The sequence below is a fragment of the Nocardioides exalbidus genome (genome assembly GCF_900105585.1).
GTDB lineage: Bacteria > Actinomycetota > Actinomycetes > Propionibacteriales > Nocardioidaceae > Nocardioides > Nocardioides exalbidus.
In genome coordinates this window covers 1,228,837-1,243,709 of record NZ_FNRT01000002.1, presented here as the reverse complement: position 1 = coordinate 1,243,709, position 14,873 = coordinate 1,228,837, and the positions used below count along the sequence as shown (strand labels likewise).

The following is a 14,873-nucleotide window of genomic DNA, read 5'->3' as shown; positions in this document are numbered from 1 at the left end:
GCACCCTGATGACCTACTCGACCTACTCGACCTACTCGACCTCTCGCCCGACCGCCTACGGCGCGGCCTCGTCGGCCGCGGCCGCGCCGCAGCAGGCCTACCTCCAGGCGGCCGTCCAGACGGCCAGCCCCGCCCGGCTCCTCGTGATGCTCTACGACCGGCTCGTGCTCGACTGCCGGCGTGCGGTCGCCGCCCAGCAGGAGGGCGACCACCAGGCCGCCCACCAGCAGCTGCTCCACGCGCAGGACATCGTCGCCGAGCTCCAGTCGTCGCTGCGCCCCGAGGGATGGGACGGCGCGGAGGCCCTGAACAGCCTCTACTCCCACCTCATGGTCAAGCTGGTGGAGGCCAACATCCGGCGCGACGTGACGATCACCGCCCACTGCCTCGAGCTGGTCGACGGCCTCGCCGACGCCTGGCGCCAGGCCGCCGCCGCGACCGCGGTCCAGTCCGCATGATCGACGCAGGCCCGTCCAGCAGCGCCGCGAGCGGCGCGTCGGCCTGGGAGGCGATCCTCGACACGCTCGAGCTGTCCCTCCAGGACGCCTCCCGCCTGGTGCACGAGCGCGGCAGCACGACGAGCGAGCCGACCTCCTGGCTGCCCCCGGAGACCGACGGACCGCTGCCCCGCCACCTCGTGCCGCGCGTGAGCCAGCTGCTCGGGGAGTTCGAGCGGGTGCAGCAGGAGATCAGCCGGGCCATGGGCGCCCGACGCTCGGAGCTCTCCGCCCTCTCCCGCGCGGCCGGTGGCGTCGGCCGCCCGGTGCCGGCGTACGTCGACATCTCGGCGTAGCCGGAACGGGTGGCCCGACCGGGACCAAGGTCCCGACCTCGGCGAACGCCTCAAGAAAGTCTCATCAATTCCTCAACCGGGCGGCCCGCGGGCCGATCCGACCACTGAGCACGGAACGCTCACCCCTGACGCCGACGGACCGGCACCGCTTCTCCTCCTGGAGGACACGTGTCCCTCGGCATGCCCGACGCCGTCACCTCGGTGCTCGCCACCGCCCTCGACGGCCTGGCGACCCGGCAGAGCGTCATCGCCGACAACATCGCGAACGTCGACACCCCGAACTTCCGGGCGACCACCGTCGACTTCGAGTCCTCCCTGGCCGCCGCCCTCCAGCGCGGTGAGATGCCGGTGTCCGGGGTCACCCCGACGACCCAGGCCACCAACGCCCCGGTCGGCGCGGACGGCAACAACGTCGACCTGCGCCAGCAGTCGCTGGCAGCGGTGCAGACGCAGTTCCAGTACCAGATGATGACCCGCGCGGTCTCCGACCACTTCGGCGTCATCTCCACCGCGGCGGGCCAGTTCTGATGGGCGCCTTCGACATGCTGCGCATCGCGAACAGCAGCCTGGGCATGCACCAGACGTGGCTCGACGCCCTCGCCCACAACATCGCCAACGCCAACACCGTCCGCTCGACGAGCGAGGACGCCTTCCAGGAGCAGCTGGTCGTCGCGACCGCGCGCCCCGACGGCGGCGTCGACGTCAGCGGCATCGAGCTCGGCGACGCCGAGGGCATCCTCGAGTACGCCCCGGACCACCCGCTCGCCGACGAGGACGGCTACGTCCGCGCGCCCGCGATGGACATGTCGGTGCAGATGACCTCCCTCGTCCAGGCCCAGCGCGGGTTCCAGGCCTCGGTGCAGGTCACCAAGACCGCGCAGGACACCTACAACGCGGCCCTCCAGATCGGACAGCGCTGATGAGCATCGGAGGGATCGAGTCGGTCAGCGGCTTCATGCCCCTCGCCGCCCCCGTCGTCCAGGCGCCCTCGGCCGCCCCGGCGGCGGGCACCGCCGCCACGCGCGGTGCGGACTTCGGCGGCATGGTCCTCGACGGCATCGAGCGGCTCGAGGGCATCCAGGACAAGGCCGACACCCTCGCGGTGCGCGCCGCGTCGGGCACCCTGCCCAACATCCACGACTACACCCTGGCCGCCACCGAGGCCGAGACCGCCACCAAGCTGACCGTCGCCGTGCGCAACAAGGCGATCGAGGCCTTCAGCGAGATCATGAGGATGCAGGTCGGATGAGGGCAGGGATCACGCAGGCGCTCGACCGCTACCGCCGGGCCTTCCTGCTCTTCACGGCCGGCCAGAAGGTCGTGGCCATCGTGGGCACGGCCGCCCTGCTCCTCGCCGCGTTCATGGTGTTCCGCTGGGCCAGCGCGCCGTCCTACGCGCCGCTCTACAGCGGTCTGTCGTCCGAGGACGCCGCCGCGGTCGTCGACAAGCTCGACGCCGACGGCGTCCCCTACGAGATCGGCGGCGGCGGAGGGACCATCTCCGTCCCGCGCGACCAGGTCTACGCGACCCGGATCTCGCTGAGCGGCGAGGGCATCCCCTCCGGCAGCGGCGACACCGGCTACGGCCTGCTCGACAACCAGGACATCTCCACCTCGCAGTTCAAGGAGCAGACCGACTTCAAGCGGGCCATGGAGGGCGAGCTCGCCTCGACGATCGAGGCGATCGACGGCGTCGACACCGCCGTCGTCCACCTCGCGCTGCCGGCCAAGCAGGTCTTCCTCGAGGAGCAGGACCCCGCCACCGCCTCGGTCCTCGTCGACACCGGCGGCACCGAGCTCGGCCCCGACCAGGTGCAGGCGATCGTGCACCTCGTCGCCTCCAGCGTCGACGGCCTCGAGCCCGGCAAGGTCACCGTCGCCGACGCCTCCGGCCGGGTGCTGTCGGACAACGGCGATTCCTCGAGCGGCCTCAGCAGCAGCCGCAACCGGCAGGTCGAGGACTACCAGGACCAGCTCGGCTCCAAGGCGCAGAAGATGCTCGACCAGATCTTCGGCCCCGGCCACTCCTCGGTGCAGGTCACCGCGATCCTCGACTTCGACTCGGTGAAGACCGAGACCACGACCTACGGCCGCAAGAAGGACGCCCCGACGCTGTCGGAGTCCGTGCAGAGCGAGACCTACTCGGGCGGTGCCAACCCCGGCAGCACGCCCGGCGGGACCGTCGGGCCGGACAGCCAGCTCGAGACCGGCGCGAGCGGCTCCGGCGACGGCAGCTACCAGAACTCCTCGACCGTGCGGGAGAACGGGATCGACAAGGTCGTCGAGCAGTCCGAGACCGCGCCCGGCTCGGTGTCGTCCCTGCACGCCGCCGTCGTCATCGACACCGCGTCCAAGGCGGCCGTCGACCCGGCGCAGATCAACGACCTCGTCGCCTCGGCGATCGGCCTGGACACCGCCCGCGGCGACACCATCGAGACCTCCTCGGTGCCGTTCGACACCACCGTCGCCGACGCCAACGCCGCCGCGTTGAAGGCGGCCGAGGCGGCCGACGCAGCCGCCACCCGCAACACGTGGATCCGCAACGGGGCCCTGGCCGGAGGGGTGCTGCTCCTGATCGGCCTGGCCTGGCGCCGCTCGCGCAAGAACGCGCAGGCCCGCGAGGACGCGACGTCCTACGTCGTCGAGCAGCTGCGCGCCGAGCAGGCCTCGCGCGCCGCGCTCCAGGCGGCCGACGCCCCCACCTCCCTCGCGCTGCCGGCGGTCGTCGAGCCGGTCGACGGGATGCGTGACGAGCTCGTCGCGCTCGTCGAGCGCCAGCCCGACGAGGTCGCCTCGCTGCTGCGCGGCTGGCTGGTGGAGCGCTCCTGATGACCCTCATGACCACCGGCCAGTCGGCCACCGGCGCCCGCAAGGCGGCCATCGTCCTCGTCCGCCTGGGCAAGGACCGCGCCAGCCAGGTGCTCGCCCACATGAGCGAGGAGGAGGTCGAGGCGGTGTCCGCCGAGATCGCCCAGCTCGCCGCCGTCGAGCCCGACGAGACGCACACGATCATGGGCGAGTTCTCCGAGCTCCTGAGCGCCCGCCAGCACATGCTGCAGGGCGGCATGGACTTCGCCCGCGACGTGCTCAAGGGTGCGCTCGGCGACGACCGGGCCGCGGAGGCCGTGCAGCGGCTCAACGCCCGCGCGATCCACCTGCCCTTCCAGTTCCTCGGTCGCGCCGACCCCGCCCAGCTGCGCTCCTTCATCCGCGAGGAGCACCCCCAGGTGATCGCGATCGTGCTCGCGCACATGTCGGCAGAGAAGGCCTCGACGGTGCTCACCGGCCTCGCGCCCGAGCTCCAGGCGGAGGTCGCGCACCGGATCGCGGTGATGGACCGGGCCAACCCCGAGACCGTCCGCACCGTCGAGGCCGTGCTGGAGCGCCGCCTGTCGTCGGTGCTGCAGACCACCGACTCCTCGCGCGTCGGCGGGCTCGGCCCGCTGGTCAGCATCATCAACCGCGCCGACCGCTCGACCGAGCGCCAGATCGTGGAGGGCCTCGAGACCCTCGACGCCGGCCTCGCCGAGGAGGTGCGCAGCCGGATGTTCATGTTCGAGGACGTCGTCGGCCTCTCCGACCGCGACGTGCAGCAGGTCCTCCGCCTGGTCGACCCCGCCCAGCTCGCGCTCGCGCTCAAGGGCGTCTCGGAGCAGGTCCGCGACAAGATCACCGGCAACCTGTCCGAGCGCGCCGCCGAGAACGTCCTCGACGAGGTCGAGATCCTCGGCCCGGTCCGCCTCACCCAGGTCGAGGAGGCCCAGCAGGCCGTCATCCGCACGATCCGTGAGCTCGAGGAGCGCGGCGAGGTCGTCGTCCGGCGCGGGGGTGACGATGAGTTCGTCGACTGACGTCCTGCGTCCGCGGCTGCCCGAGCTGCAGACGCTCGAGGCGACGCACGACACCGCCCGCGCCCAGGGGTACGCCGTTGGCTGGGCGCAGGGTCGCCGCGACGCCGAGGCCGCCGCCCGCGCGGAGTCCGAGGAGCTCGCCCGCTCGTCGGTTGCCCACGAGGCCCGCCGCGACGCCGAGGTCGCCGCCGCCGTCGCCGCGCTCACGGCCGCAGTCACCGCGGCCCACGACCTGCTCGCCGCCGCGTGCGTCCGGGTCGACGAGCAGGCCGGAGCGCTCGCCCTCGAGCTCACCCGCGCACTCGTCGGCGCCACCCTCGACGCCGGGTCCGACCCGGCCCACGTCCTCGACCGCGTCGTCGGGCTGCTCCCCGGGCACGCCGTCGCCTCCGTGCGCCTGCACCCGTCGGTCGCCGCTGTCGCCGACGACCTCGTCGCGCTCGGCGTGCAGGTCGTCGCCGACCCGACGCTCGGCCCGGCCGACGCCGTCGCCCAGGCCGACGACCACGTCGTCGACCTACGGGTCGACGAGGCACTGTCCCGGCTCGCGGAGGTGCTCGGATGAGCGTCCTCGCCGCCGACCTGCGCACCCGCGCGCTGGACGCCGTCGCCCCGCTGCGGATGGGACAGGTCGCCGAGCTCCTCGGCCTGCAGGTCCGGGTCACGGGCCTGCCCGCCGCGGTCGGCGACCTGGTCGCCGTCGAGGGCTCGACCCGCGTGCTCGCCGAGGTCGCCGCCATCGGCCCCGGCGGCCTCACCTGCCTGCCGCTCGGCGAGACCAGCGGGCTGCGGGTGGGCGACGTCGTACGCCACACGGGTGGGCCGCTCCGCATCCCCGTCGGGGAGGCGCTGCGGGGCCGGGTGCTCGACGGCCTCGGCCGTCCCATCGACGGCGGGCCGCCGCTCGACGGCCTGCCCCTCGTCGGCGTAGGCCTCGGCGCGCCCCCCGCGCTGAGCCGTCCTCGCATCGACCACCAGCTCGGCCTCGGCGTCCGGGCCCTCGACGCCCTGACGCCCTGCGGCCGCGGCCAGCGCATCGGCATCATGGCCGGCTCGGGCGTCGGCAAGTCCAGCCTGCTCTCCATGGTCGCCCGCGGCACCGACGCCGAGGTCTCGGTGATCGCGCTGGTCGGCGAGCGCGGCCGCGAGGTCCGCGAGTTCATCGAGAACGACCTCGGACCCGAGGGCCTGGCCCGCTCGGTCGTCGTCGTCGCCACCTCCGACGCGCCCCCTGTCGAGCGGCTCCGTGCGGCCGGCGTCGCCACCCGGATCGCGGAGTTCTTCCGCGACAGCGGCCGGCACGTCGTGCTGATGATGGACAGCCTCACCCGGGTCGCGATGGCGCAGCGCGAGATCGGCCTGTCCGCCGGCGAGCCCCCGGCCACCCGCGGCTACCCGCCGAGCGTCTTCACCCTCCTGCCGCAGCTGCTCGAGCGTGCCGGCACCTCCGCGACCGGCAGCATCACCGGCCTCTACACCGTGCTGGTCGAGGGCGACGACATGCAGGACCCGATCGGCGACACCGCCCGGTCGATCCTCGACGGGCACGTCGTGCTGTCGCGTCGCCTCGCCACCGCCGGGCACTTCCCGAGCATCGACGTGCTCGAGTCCATCTCCCGCGTCACCCGCGCCGTCACCGACACCGACCAGCGCGCCGACGCCACCCGGCTCCGGCAGCTGCTCGCCGCACACCGGTCGGTCCGCGAGCTCGTCGAGATCGGCGCGTACGTCGCCGGTGCCGACGCCGACGCCGACGCCGCGCTCGCGCGGATGACCCGCATCAACGACTTCCTCCGCCAGGACATGGACGAGAGCACCTCGCTCGCGGACACCTGGCAGTCCCTCCGAGAGCTGGTGGCCTGATGGCACGCACCCCTGACTCCGACCCCGACGCCGGGATGCGCGCCGTCGCGCGCGTGCGCGGCGTGCGCGAGCACGACAGCCGTCTCGGCCTGGCCAGCGCCGCCGCCGACGAGCTCGAGGCCGCCCGCCGCCTCGACGCGGCCGGCGTACGCCTCGCCGCGATGGCGCACCCGGCCGTCACCGACCCCGCCGGCTTCGCCGCCGCGCGGCTGGCGTCGGCGGACGCCGTGGCCGCGATCGCCGCGTCGCGGGCCTCGCTCGCCTCGTTCACGACCTTCGCCGCGGTGGCGCGCGAGCACTGGCAGCGCGACCGCGCCCGCCTCGACGCCGTCGAGCTGCTGCTGGAGCGCCGTGTGGAGCAGCGTCGCGAGGAGCGGCTGCGCCGCGAGCGTGTCGAGATCGACGACCTCGTGGCCGCCCGCTGGCTGCGCGCCCGCCGCGGCGCCGACGCCGACGTGGACTCCGACGGAGGTGCCGCATGAGCGTCACCGACGTCACGGCCCGCATCTCCCAGATCCAGGCGCAGCTCGCGCTGCTCCCGAGCGCGTCGGTCGGCTCGAGCAGCTTCGCCTCGACCCTGAGCCGGACGACCGCCTCCACCACGGGCGGCTCGGTCACCGGTGACCAGGTCGTCGCGAAGGCGAAGGAGATGATCGGCCTGCCCTACGTCTGGGGCGGCACCGACCCCGAGAAGGGCGTCGACTGCTCCGGCCTCGTCCAGTCGGTCTACCGGTCCTTCGGCATCGAGCTGCCCCGGCTCTCCGCCGACCAGGCCCGCTCGGGCACCCCCGTCGCGAGCATGGCCGACGCGAAGCCCGGCGACCTCATCGCGTGGGACAACTCCAGCCGCAACGTCGGCGCCGACCACATCGCCATCTACATCGGCAACGGCCAGATGATCGAGGCACCCCGGCCCGGCGGCCACGTGCAGGTGGTCCCGGTGACCACGCCACCCGACTACATCCGGCGCGTCATCCCGGAGGCGTCGGCCACGGCCCCCGCGACGCCCGTGTCGCCGGTGGCCGGGTCGACCGGCGACGTGCCGGCAGGGACGCCGTACGCCGACCTGTTCCGCGCCGCCGGCGCGAAGCACCACGTCGACCCCGCCCTCCTCGCCGCCGTCGCGCAGCAGGAGTCGGGCTTCGACCCGCAGGCCGTCAGCCCGGCCGGTGCGCAGGGGATCATGCAGCTGATGCCCGGGACCGCGAAGGGCCTCGGCGTCACCGACCCCTTCGACCCGGCCCAGGCCATCGACGGCGCGGCGAAGCTGCTCGACAACCTCATCACCCGCTTCGGCTCCATCGAGATGTCGCTGGCTGCCTACAACGCCGGCCCGGGCGCGGTCGTCCGCTACGACGGCGTCCCGCCCTACCCGGAGACGCAGGCCTACGTGAAGTCGGTCATGGCCCACTGGCTCGGGGAGGCAGCAGCATGAGCATCTCGCCCCTGAACGTCGCAGCGCCCGTCCCCGTGGGCCCGAACGGCGCCCCGGCCACCAGCGACCCCGCCGCGGCCGGCAGCTTCGCCGCGCTGGTCGCGGGCCTGCTCGGTACGCCGCTCGCTCCGGCCGTGCCCGGCACCCCGGTGCCTGCCGGGCCGGACGCGGGCTCCGAGGAGCTCCCCGCCCCCGAGCCCGGCGAGGCCTCCGAGGAGGACGCCACCTCCCTCCCGGTCGAGCCGTCCGTCGACCCGGCCGCCCTTGCTGCCGGTGCGCTCGTGCTGGGACAGCCCGCCATCGCCATGGTGACCGCGCCGGTCGCGGCCCCGACCTCGGTCCCGTCACCGGTCGGTCCCGAGGCGCTCGACCCGGCCGCCGACGTGGCTGCCGCGGCCACCACCTCGGCGCAGCCGCTCGCCGGGTCGACCGCACCCGGGTCGGCCGCCCCGGCCGCGCCCGACGCAGCCGGATCCACTCCGCCCGGTGGTCCCGCGGTCGCGGAGGGCTCGGGAGACGACTCGTCGGGAACCGCCGGCGACGCGCAGGACCAGCCGAGCACGCCGGCAGCGCCCCCGTCAGCATCCCAGTCGGCGCCCCAGTCGGCGCCCCAGTCGGCTCCCCAGTCGGCTCCCCAGCCCACGCCGCAGCCGTCGAGCCCGCAGCAGGTCGCCGTGCTGCCCCTGGCGGCGGGCGCGAGCCCCGTCGTGTCGCCGTCGACGCCGGTGGCGAACGCCCCGGCCGAGGCCCCGCGTGCGGCCACCCCGGTGGCGCAGGTCGCCCCCGAGGTCACCCGGCTCGTCTCGCGCGGCAACGGCGTGCACCGGCTCACGATGCGTCTCCAGCCCGAGGCGCTCGGCGAGGTCCGGGTGACGCTGACGGTCCGCGACGGAGCGGTGCAGGTGCACCTGTCGGGCGGCGACGACGCCGCCCGTGCCCTCGCCGAGGGAGCCCCCGAGCTGCGCCGCGTGCTCGAGCTCGCCGGCGCGACCGACGCCCGGGTCGTCGTCCGCGACACCTCGGGCCAGACCTCGAGCCAGACCTCGAGCCAGCCGGGCAGCACCGGCACCACGACGTCGTACGACACCCAGGCGGGTGCCGGCGGTGACACCTCGTCGACGCGCGGGGACGCAGGACAGCAGGACCAGCACGCACGGACGCGTGGTGGAGCAGGAGCCAGGGACGGCCTCACCGACGGAGCGACCACGCTCCGTCCCGAACCGGTCACCGCTGCCCGTCGGGGCATCGACCTGACCATGTGAGGAGGGGATCGTGACGATCTCCGCGAACGAGCCGGTGACCGGCACGCCCAGCGCGTTCCCGACGGGGACGACGACGCTGTCGTCGACCTCGGAGGACAAGCAGATGTTCCTGGAGCTGATGGTCGCCCAGCTCCGCTACCAGGACCCGCTCAACCCGGCCGACTCCGGTGAGTTCCTCGCCCAGTCGGCCCAGTTCACCGCGCTGGAGAAGATGCAGGACGTCTCCGACCGCGTGGGTGCGCTGCTCGGCTCGCAGATGGCCTTCGGCGCCGGGGCGATGGTCGGCCAGCAGGTGTCGTGGGTCGACACGGACGGCACGACCACCCACAACGGCACCATCTCCGGGGTCACCTTCGGGGCGCAGGGACCGGTCTTCGAGATCGACGGCACCCAGGTCCCGCTCGCCCAGCTCCTCTCCGTCGGGACGACCACCCCGGCGCCCACCACTCCCACCACTCCCGCGGCCTGACGCCGTCCCCGAAAGGAACCACCATGCTCCGCTCGCTCTTCTCCGGCATCAGCGGCCTCCGCGCCAACCAGACGATGCTCGACGTCACCGGCAACAACATCGCCAACGCCAACACGGTCGGCTTCAAGGCCACGACCACCGTCTTCCAGGACACCCTCAGCCAGGTCATGCGCGGCGCCGGCGCCTCCGGCACCACCGGCGGCGGCACCAACCCGATCCAGGTCGGCCTCGGCGTCCAGGTCGCCGCGACCCGCGGCAACTTCGGCCAGGGCTCCGCCCAGACCACGGGTGCCGCCACCGACCTGATGATCCAGGGCGACGGCATGTTCGTCCTCGGCTCGGGCGCCGACCGCGTCTACACCCGCGCCGGCGCCTTCACCTGGGACGAGGCGGGCAACCTCGTGTCGTCCAGCGGCAAGAAGGTCCAGGGCTACGCCCCGGGCGACCCCGGCGGCACGCTCGTCGACATCAACCTCGACGCGCTCGCCGGCTCGCTCCCGGCCGGCGTGGAGATGACGTCGTACTCCATCGGCAGCGACGGCATCCTGCGCGGCACCTTCTCCGACGACGTGCAGCGCGACATCGCGATGGTGGCGATCGCCGACTTCACCAACCCCGCCGGGCTCGAGCGCGTCGGCGAGACCGCCTTCCGCGCCAGCGCCAACTCCGGGGCCCCCGAGCTCGGTGTCGCCGGCCAGGGCAGCCGCGGCGACCTGATGGGCGGCACGCTCGAGATGTCCAACGTCGACCTGTCGGCCGAGTTCACCAACCTGATCCTCGCCCAGCGCGGCTTCCAGGCCAGCTCGCGCGTCATCACCACCTCCGACCAGGTGCTCGAGGAGCTCGTGAACATCAAGCGCTGATGACCGCTCCGGCCCGGCAGTCCTCGAGGCTGCCGGGCCGCAGGGGCGGTTCCCCTCAGGTCGGGCGCCACCCGGCCGATGACAACTCCACGGGGCCCACGGACGGGCCTCGAGACAACGCACAGGGATGGTGCACCGACATGATTGTGTTGACCCGACTCTCCGGATCGCCGTTCGTCCTGAACGCCGACCTGATCGAGCGCCTCGACAGCACCCCGGACACGGTGGTGACGCTGGTCGACGGCAAGAAGTACGTCGTGGCCGAGGGGCTGCTGGAGGTGGTGGACGAGGTCCGCGCCTGGCGCGGCAGCATCATCGCCGCCGGCGCGATGGCCGAGGCCACGCCCACCGCGTGGGCGCCGCGCTCGCACCTCGCCGCCGTGTCGTCCCACCCGACTCTGGAAGGTGAGGCCTGATGGACCCGGCAACCCTGATCGGGGTCCTGGTCGGCCTGATCATCATCGTCGTCGCCAACGTGATGGAGGGCGGCAACCCGGCCAGCCTCCTGCTCGTGCCGCCGATGCTGCTGGTCTTCGGCACGACCCTGATGGTGACCGTCGCCGGTGGCACGATCCCGGACGCCAAGCACGCGCTCGCCTCGCTCAAGACCGCCTTCACCGCCAAGGTGCGGCCGGCGGGCGACGTCGTACCGATGGTCGTGGCGCTCGCCGAGCGGGCCCGCCGCGAGGGACTCCTCGCGCTCGAGGACGACCTCAAGACGGTGGACGACCCGTTCCTGGTCAAGGGCGTGCAGCTCGCGATCGACGGGACCGACCCCGACGAGGTGCGCGAGATCCTCGAGTCGGAGGTGTACGCCGCCAAGGCGCAGGGCAAGCACGCCGCGAAGTTCTTCGCCGACGCGGGCGCCTACGCCCCGACGATCGGCATCATCGGCACGGTCATGGGGCTGGTGCACGTCCTGGAGAACCTCGCCCAGCCGGAGGAGCTCGGCCACCTCATCGCGGCCGCCTTCATCGCGACGCTGTGGGGCGTCATGTCCGCCAACGTGATCTGGCTCCCGATCGGCAACCGGCTCAAGCGGCTCACCGAGCTCGAGGCGGCCCGCATGGAGGTCATCATCGAGGGCGTCGCGGCGATCCAGGCCGGCTCCAACCCGCGCGTCATCGCGCAGAAGCTGACCTCCCTCCTGCCCGCCGGCGAGCAGCCGCCGAGCCTCGACAAGGCCGCGTGAGATGGCCGGCGGGGGCGGCCGCAAGCGCCGTGAGGAGGAAGAGGAGCACGAGAACCACGAGCGCTGGCTGGTGACGTACGCCGACATGGTGACGCTGCTGATGGTGCTGTTCATCGTGATGTTCGCGATGAGCTCGGTGGACCAGAAGAAGTTCAACGCCCTCAAGGACGGGCTCGCGGCCGGCTTCGGCGACTCCACCTCGGTGATGACCGGGTCGGAGTCCACGCTCGACCAGCCCGGCGTGTCCGCGATCGCGCCAGTGCGGCCGGAGAACTTCATGGGCTCGACCAAGCAGGCGATCTCCACCCAGGACCAGCGCGACGAGCAGGCCCAGCGTCAGGCCCAGCAGCAGTCCGAGGACTACGCCGCCGCCTCGGCCGAGAAGGCGCGCCTCGACGAGCTCGGCGAGAAGCTCGCCCGGGCGCTGCGCGAGGCCGGCCTCGCCCACGACGTCACCCGGCGCGTGGACGACGACGGGCTGGTCCTCAGCCTGACCTCGCGCCACGTCGTCTTCCAGCCGGACCGCGCCGAGCTGAGCCCGCGCGGACAGCGGGTGCTCGAGGTCGTCGCCCCGGTGCTCCGCGCCACGACCGAGGACCTCCGCATCGACGGCCACACCAACCAGGTGCCGGTGAAGCCCCGCTACTTCGCCACCGACTGGGACCTCTCCTCGGCCCGCGCGATCACGGTGCTGCGCTACCTCCAGGAGGTCGGGCAGGTCCCGGGCGAGCGCCTCAGCGCGGCGGCGTACGGCCACGAGGTCCCGCTGGTCGACCCGGCCGAGCCCGGGTCGCAGCGCATCAACAAGCGCGTCGACATCGTCGTGCTCTCCGCGCTCCCGGCGTCCGCCCGCGAGCTGCTCGACGACATCCAGACCGAGAAGGGATCCTCATGAGCACCGCCACGATCGACCGCACGGCCCCCGAGGCCACGACCGGCGAGCCCCCGAAGAAGGGGAAGAAGAAGCTCCTGGTGATCGGCCTCGTGCTGGTCGTCGGCGCCGCGGCCGGCTGGTGGTTCTTCCTCAGGCCCAGCGGTCCGAAGGAGCCCGAGCCGGGCGAGGTGATGACCCTCGAGCCGATCCAGGTCAACCTCGCCGACGGCCACTACCTGCGCCTCGGCCTGGCCCTCCAGCTCTCCGCGGACGCCCACGAGGCAGACGGCAGCAAGGCGCTCGACGCCGCGATCGACCTGTTCAGCGGGGCCGACCAGTCCGCGCTGGTGAAGGCCGGCCAGCGCCAGGACCTCAAGCACGAGCTCGAGGAGAAGCTGCACCACGACTACCACGGTGACGTGCTGGAGGTGTACTTCACCGAGTTCGTCACCCAGTAAGCGCGCGCCAACTCCTCAGGTGCCGGCCGTGGGGGCCGATGGGGGAGTTCGTGACCCTCGTGCAGACCCCCGCGCCGCGTCAGCCCGTGCACCCCGGTGCCCGGGCGCGCCGGCGTGCCCGCAGCGGGTCGGAGCCGACGGTCTACGACTTCCGCCGCCCGATCCAGCTCTCGCGCGAGCACACCCGCGTGCTCCAGGTCGCCCTCGACGGCTTCGCCCGCCAGATGGGCACGGTCTTCACCGCCGCCCTGCGCGTGGTGTGCACGGCCGAGCTGCAGGGCATCGCCCAGCAGACCTACGGCGAGCACGTCGACGCGCTCGGCACGATGACGTACGCCGTCAAGGTGGGCGTGGAGCCGCTGCCGGGCCTCGGCCTCCTCGAGCTGCCGCTGCCGGTGGTCATGAGCGCGATCGACCACATGCTCGGCGGTCCGGGCTCCGAGGAGCAGCCGCGCCGGCCGCTGACCGAGATCGAGGGCTCGGTCGTGCACGGGATCGTGACCCGGCTGGTGGCCGAGCTCGGCCACGGCCTCGCCGGGATCGTCGAGGTCACCCCGACCCTCGCCGGCATCGAGTACCACCCCCAGCTCGTCCAGGCCGCCGCCCCCGGTGACGCCGTCGTCGTCGCGGGCTTCGACCTGGTGATCAAGGAGCGCCACCACCGGGTGAGCCTGTGCCTGCCCTTCGCCGGCCTGCACCCGCGGCTGGTCGAGGCCGCCGCGCCGGCGCCGGTCTCGGAGCACGAGCGCGTGCAGCGCACCCGCTCCGCCGGGCTCGTCGACCGTCGCTTCCAGGACGTCCCGGTGGACGCCGTGGTGCGGTTCCGCGCGACCCGGCTCGGCCCCGACGTGATCACCCACCTCGCCGTCGGCGACGTGGTCCGCCTCGCACACCCGTCCTCCGCGCCGCTCGACGTCGTCGTCGCGGACGCCACCTTCGCCCACGCCACGGCGGGCAGCCACGGCGCCCGGCTGGCGGCACTCGTCGTCGGCACCGCCGCCACCAAGGAGAACGCATGACCACCACCCACGACCTGGGCCACGATCTCGGCCGCGACCTGGGCCACGACCCGGCCGCCCCGGCGGGCGACCTCCGCGCCGTCCGGGCCGCGGCTGCCGCTGCCGCGGCGGTGCTGCCCGCCCCGACGCAGCTCGAGGCCGGCCAGCCGGTCCCCGGTGCCGAGTGGAACAGCTCCGGTGGCGCCGGCGCCGTGGTCGCCGAGCTGCACCTGCCGGGTGCCCCGCGGTTCGCGGTCCTGGTCGGCGCCGACCTGGTCGAGGCGCTCGCCGCCAGCCCGCTCGGCGGGCTCGACCTCGCCGCCGCGACGCAGCCGGCCCTCGAGGCCGCCGCGGCCGCGCTCGGCGCGGGCTGCGGCCCGGCCCGCGAGGTGTCGGTGGAGCTCGTCGACACCGACCTCGGCGGCCCCTTCACCGCCGTCCCGCTCCTCGGCGGCGGGCTCACCGCCGGCGTGCTCCTGGTCAGCGACGCCGCGGCCGACGCCGCCGGTGCGCTGCGCCAGGCGCTGGTCGCGGACGCGCCGGTCGCTGCTCCGTCCCGGACCGCCGCGCGGGGCCTCGAGATGCTGCACGGCGTCGACATGGAGGTCACGGTCGAGCTCGGTCGCACCCGGATGACCGTGCGCGAGCTGCTGGCCCTCTCCCCGGGCGAGGTCCTCGAGCTCGACCGGGCCGCCGGCAGCCCCGCCGACCTGCTGGTCAACGGGCACCTCATCGCCCGCGGCGAGGTCGTCGTGGTCGACGAGGACTTCGGCCTGCGGATCACCGAGATCGTCGACGACGGCGCAGCAGGCTGA

The 14,873-nt window shown here is 73.7% G+C and carries 20 protein-coding genes; all 20 read left to right on the top strand.

Annotated elements, in window-relative coordinates:
• Positions 1-8 precede the first annotated feature (8 nt).
• Entirely contained in the window at positions 9-458 is a 450-nt protein-coding gene (gene fliS, locus BLV76_RS06320; protein WP_090968368.1) for a flagellar export chaperone FliS, read from the top strand.
• Entirely contained in the window at positions 455-793 is a 339-nt protein-coding gene (locus BLV76_RS06315; RefSeq protein ID WP_090968367.1) for a hypothetical protein, read from the top strand. The genes fliS and BLV76_RS06315 overlap by 4 nt, the downstream gene beginning before the upstream one ends.
• A gap of 180 nt (positions 794-973) precedes the next feature.
• Positions 974-1,321, top strand: a complete 348-nt coding sequence (locus BLV76_RS06310) for a flagellar basal body rod protein FlgB (RefSeq protein WP_175539594.1) — start codon at positions 974-976, stop codon at positions 1,319-1,321.
• Complete coding sequence (locus BLV76_RS06305) at positions 1,321-1,713, top strand: flagellar basal body rod protein FlgC (protein ID WP_090968365.1); 393 nt, start codon at positions 1,321-1,323, stop codon at positions 1,711-1,713. The genes BLV76_RS06310 and BLV76_RS06305 overlap by 1 nt, the downstream gene beginning before the upstream one ends.
• Positions 1,713-2,042: a flagellar hook-basal body complex protein FliE gene (gene fliE, locus BLV76_RS06300; protein WP_090968364.1), complete on the top strand. Its 330-nt coding sequence runs from the start codon at positions 1,713-1,715 to the stop codon at positions 2,040-2,042. Before BLV76_RS06305 ends, fliE begins: the two co-directional genes overlap by 1 nt.
• Positions 2,039-3,622 (top strand): flagellar basal-body MS-ring/collar protein FliF, encoded by a 1,584-nt coding sequence (fliF, locus tag BLV76_RS06295; RefSeq protein WP_090968363.1) that lies wholly within the window; start codon positions 2,039-2,041, stop codon positions 3,620-3,622. Before fliE ends, fliF begins: the two co-directional genes overlap by 4 nt.
• Positions 3,622-4,644, top strand: coding sequence for a flagellar motor switch protein FliG (fliG, locus tag BLV76_RS06290; RefSeq protein WP_217630278.1), 1,023 nt, complete (start codon positions 3,622-3,624; stop codon positions 4,642-4,644). Before fliF ends, fliG begins: the two co-directional genes overlap by 1 nt.
• Positions 4,628-5,209 carry a FliH/SctL family protein gene (locus BLV76_RS06285; protein ID WP_139306499.1) on the top strand — a complete coding sequence of 194 codons (582 nt, stop codon included), beginning with the start codon at positions 4,628-4,630 and terminating at the stop codon, positions 5,207-5,209. The genes fliG and BLV76_RS06285 overlap by 17 nt, the downstream gene beginning before the upstream one ends.
• A complete protein-coding gene (locus BLV76_RS06280; RefSeq protein WP_090968361.1) occupies positions 5,206-6,507 on the top strand; it encodes a FliI/YscN family ATPase in 1,302 nt (433 codons plus the stop codon). Before BLV76_RS06285 ends, BLV76_RS06280 begins: the two co-directional genes overlap by 4 nt.
• Positions 6,507-6,989, top strand: coding sequence for a flagellar FliJ family protein (locus BLV76_RS06275; protein WP_090968360.1), 483 nt, complete (start codon positions 6,507-6,509; stop codon positions 6,987-6,989). The genes BLV76_RS06280 and BLV76_RS06275 overlap by 1 nt, the downstream gene beginning before the upstream one ends.
• Positions 6,986-7,942: a transglycosylase SLT domain-containing protein gene (locus BLV76_RS06270; RefSeq protein ID WP_090968359.1), complete on the top strand. Its 957-nt coding sequence runs from the start codon at positions 6,986-6,988 to the stop codon at positions 7,940-7,942. The genes BLV76_RS06275 and BLV76_RS06270 overlap by 4 nt, the downstream gene beginning before the upstream one ends.
• Positions 7,939-9,204 (top strand): flagellar hook-length control protein FliK, encoded by a 1,266-nt coding sequence (locus tag BLV76_RS06265; protein ID WP_090968358.1) that lies wholly within the window; start codon positions 7,939-7,941, stop codon positions 9,202-9,204. The genes BLV76_RS06270 and BLV76_RS06265 overlap by 4 nt, the downstream gene beginning before the upstream one ends.
• 10 nt (positions 9,205-9,214) lie before the next feature.
• Positions 9,215-9,673 (top strand): flagellar hook assembly protein FlgD, encoded by a 459-nt coding sequence (locus BLV76_RS06260; RefSeq protein WP_090968357.1) that lies wholly within the window; start codon positions 9,215-9,217, stop codon positions 9,671-9,673.
• Positions 9,674-9,696: 23 nt separating this feature from the next.
• Positions 9,697-10,536 carry a flagellar hook protein FlgE gene (locus tag BLV76_RS06255; RefSeq protein WP_090968356.1) on the top strand — a complete coding sequence of 280 codons (840 nt, stop codon included), beginning with the start codon at positions 9,697-9,699 and terminating at the stop codon, positions 10,534-10,536.
• A 140-nt stretch (positions 10,537-10,676) separates the two neighbouring features.
• Entirely contained in the window at positions 10,677-10,952 is a 276-nt protein-coding gene (locus BLV76_RS06250) for a flagellar FlbD family protein (protein WP_090968355.1), read from the top strand.
• Positions 10,952-11,728 carry a motility protein A gene (locus BLV76_RS06245; protein WP_090968354.1) on the top strand — a complete coding sequence of 259 codons (777 nt, stop codon included), beginning with the start codon at positions 10,952-10,954 and terminating at the stop codon, positions 11,726-11,728. The genes BLV76_RS06250 and BLV76_RS06245 overlap by 1 nt, the downstream gene beginning before the upstream one ends.
• Position 11,729: 1 nt before the next feature.
• The gene (locus tag BLV76_RS06240; RefSeq protein WP_090968353.1) at positions 11,730-12,623 is read left to right on the top strand and encodes an OmpA/MotB family protein; all 894 of its coding nucleotides are present in this window, start codon (positions 11,730-11,732) and stop codon (positions 12,621-12,623) included.
• The gene (locus BLV76_RS06235; protein WP_090968352.1) at positions 12,620-13,060 is read left to right on the top strand and encodes a flagellar basal body-associated FliL family protein; all 441 of its coding nucleotides are present in this window, start codon (positions 12,620-12,622) and stop codon (positions 13,058-13,060) included. The genes BLV76_RS06240 and BLV76_RS06235 overlap by 4 nt, the downstream gene beginning before the upstream one ends.
• Positions 13,061-13,110: 50 nt before the next feature.
• Positions 13,111-14,079, top strand: a complete 969-nt coding sequence (locus BLV76_RS06230; protein WP_245734567.1) for a flagellar motor switch protein FliM — start codon at positions 13,111-13,113, stop codon at positions 14,077-14,079.
• Positions 14,076-14,873 (top strand): flagellar motor switch protein FliN, encoded by a 798-nt coding sequence (fliN, locus tag BLV76_RS06225; protein ID WP_090968350.1) that lies wholly within the window; start codon positions 14,076-14,078, stop codon positions 14,871-14,873. Before BLV76_RS06230 ends, fliN begins: the two co-directional genes overlap by 4 nt.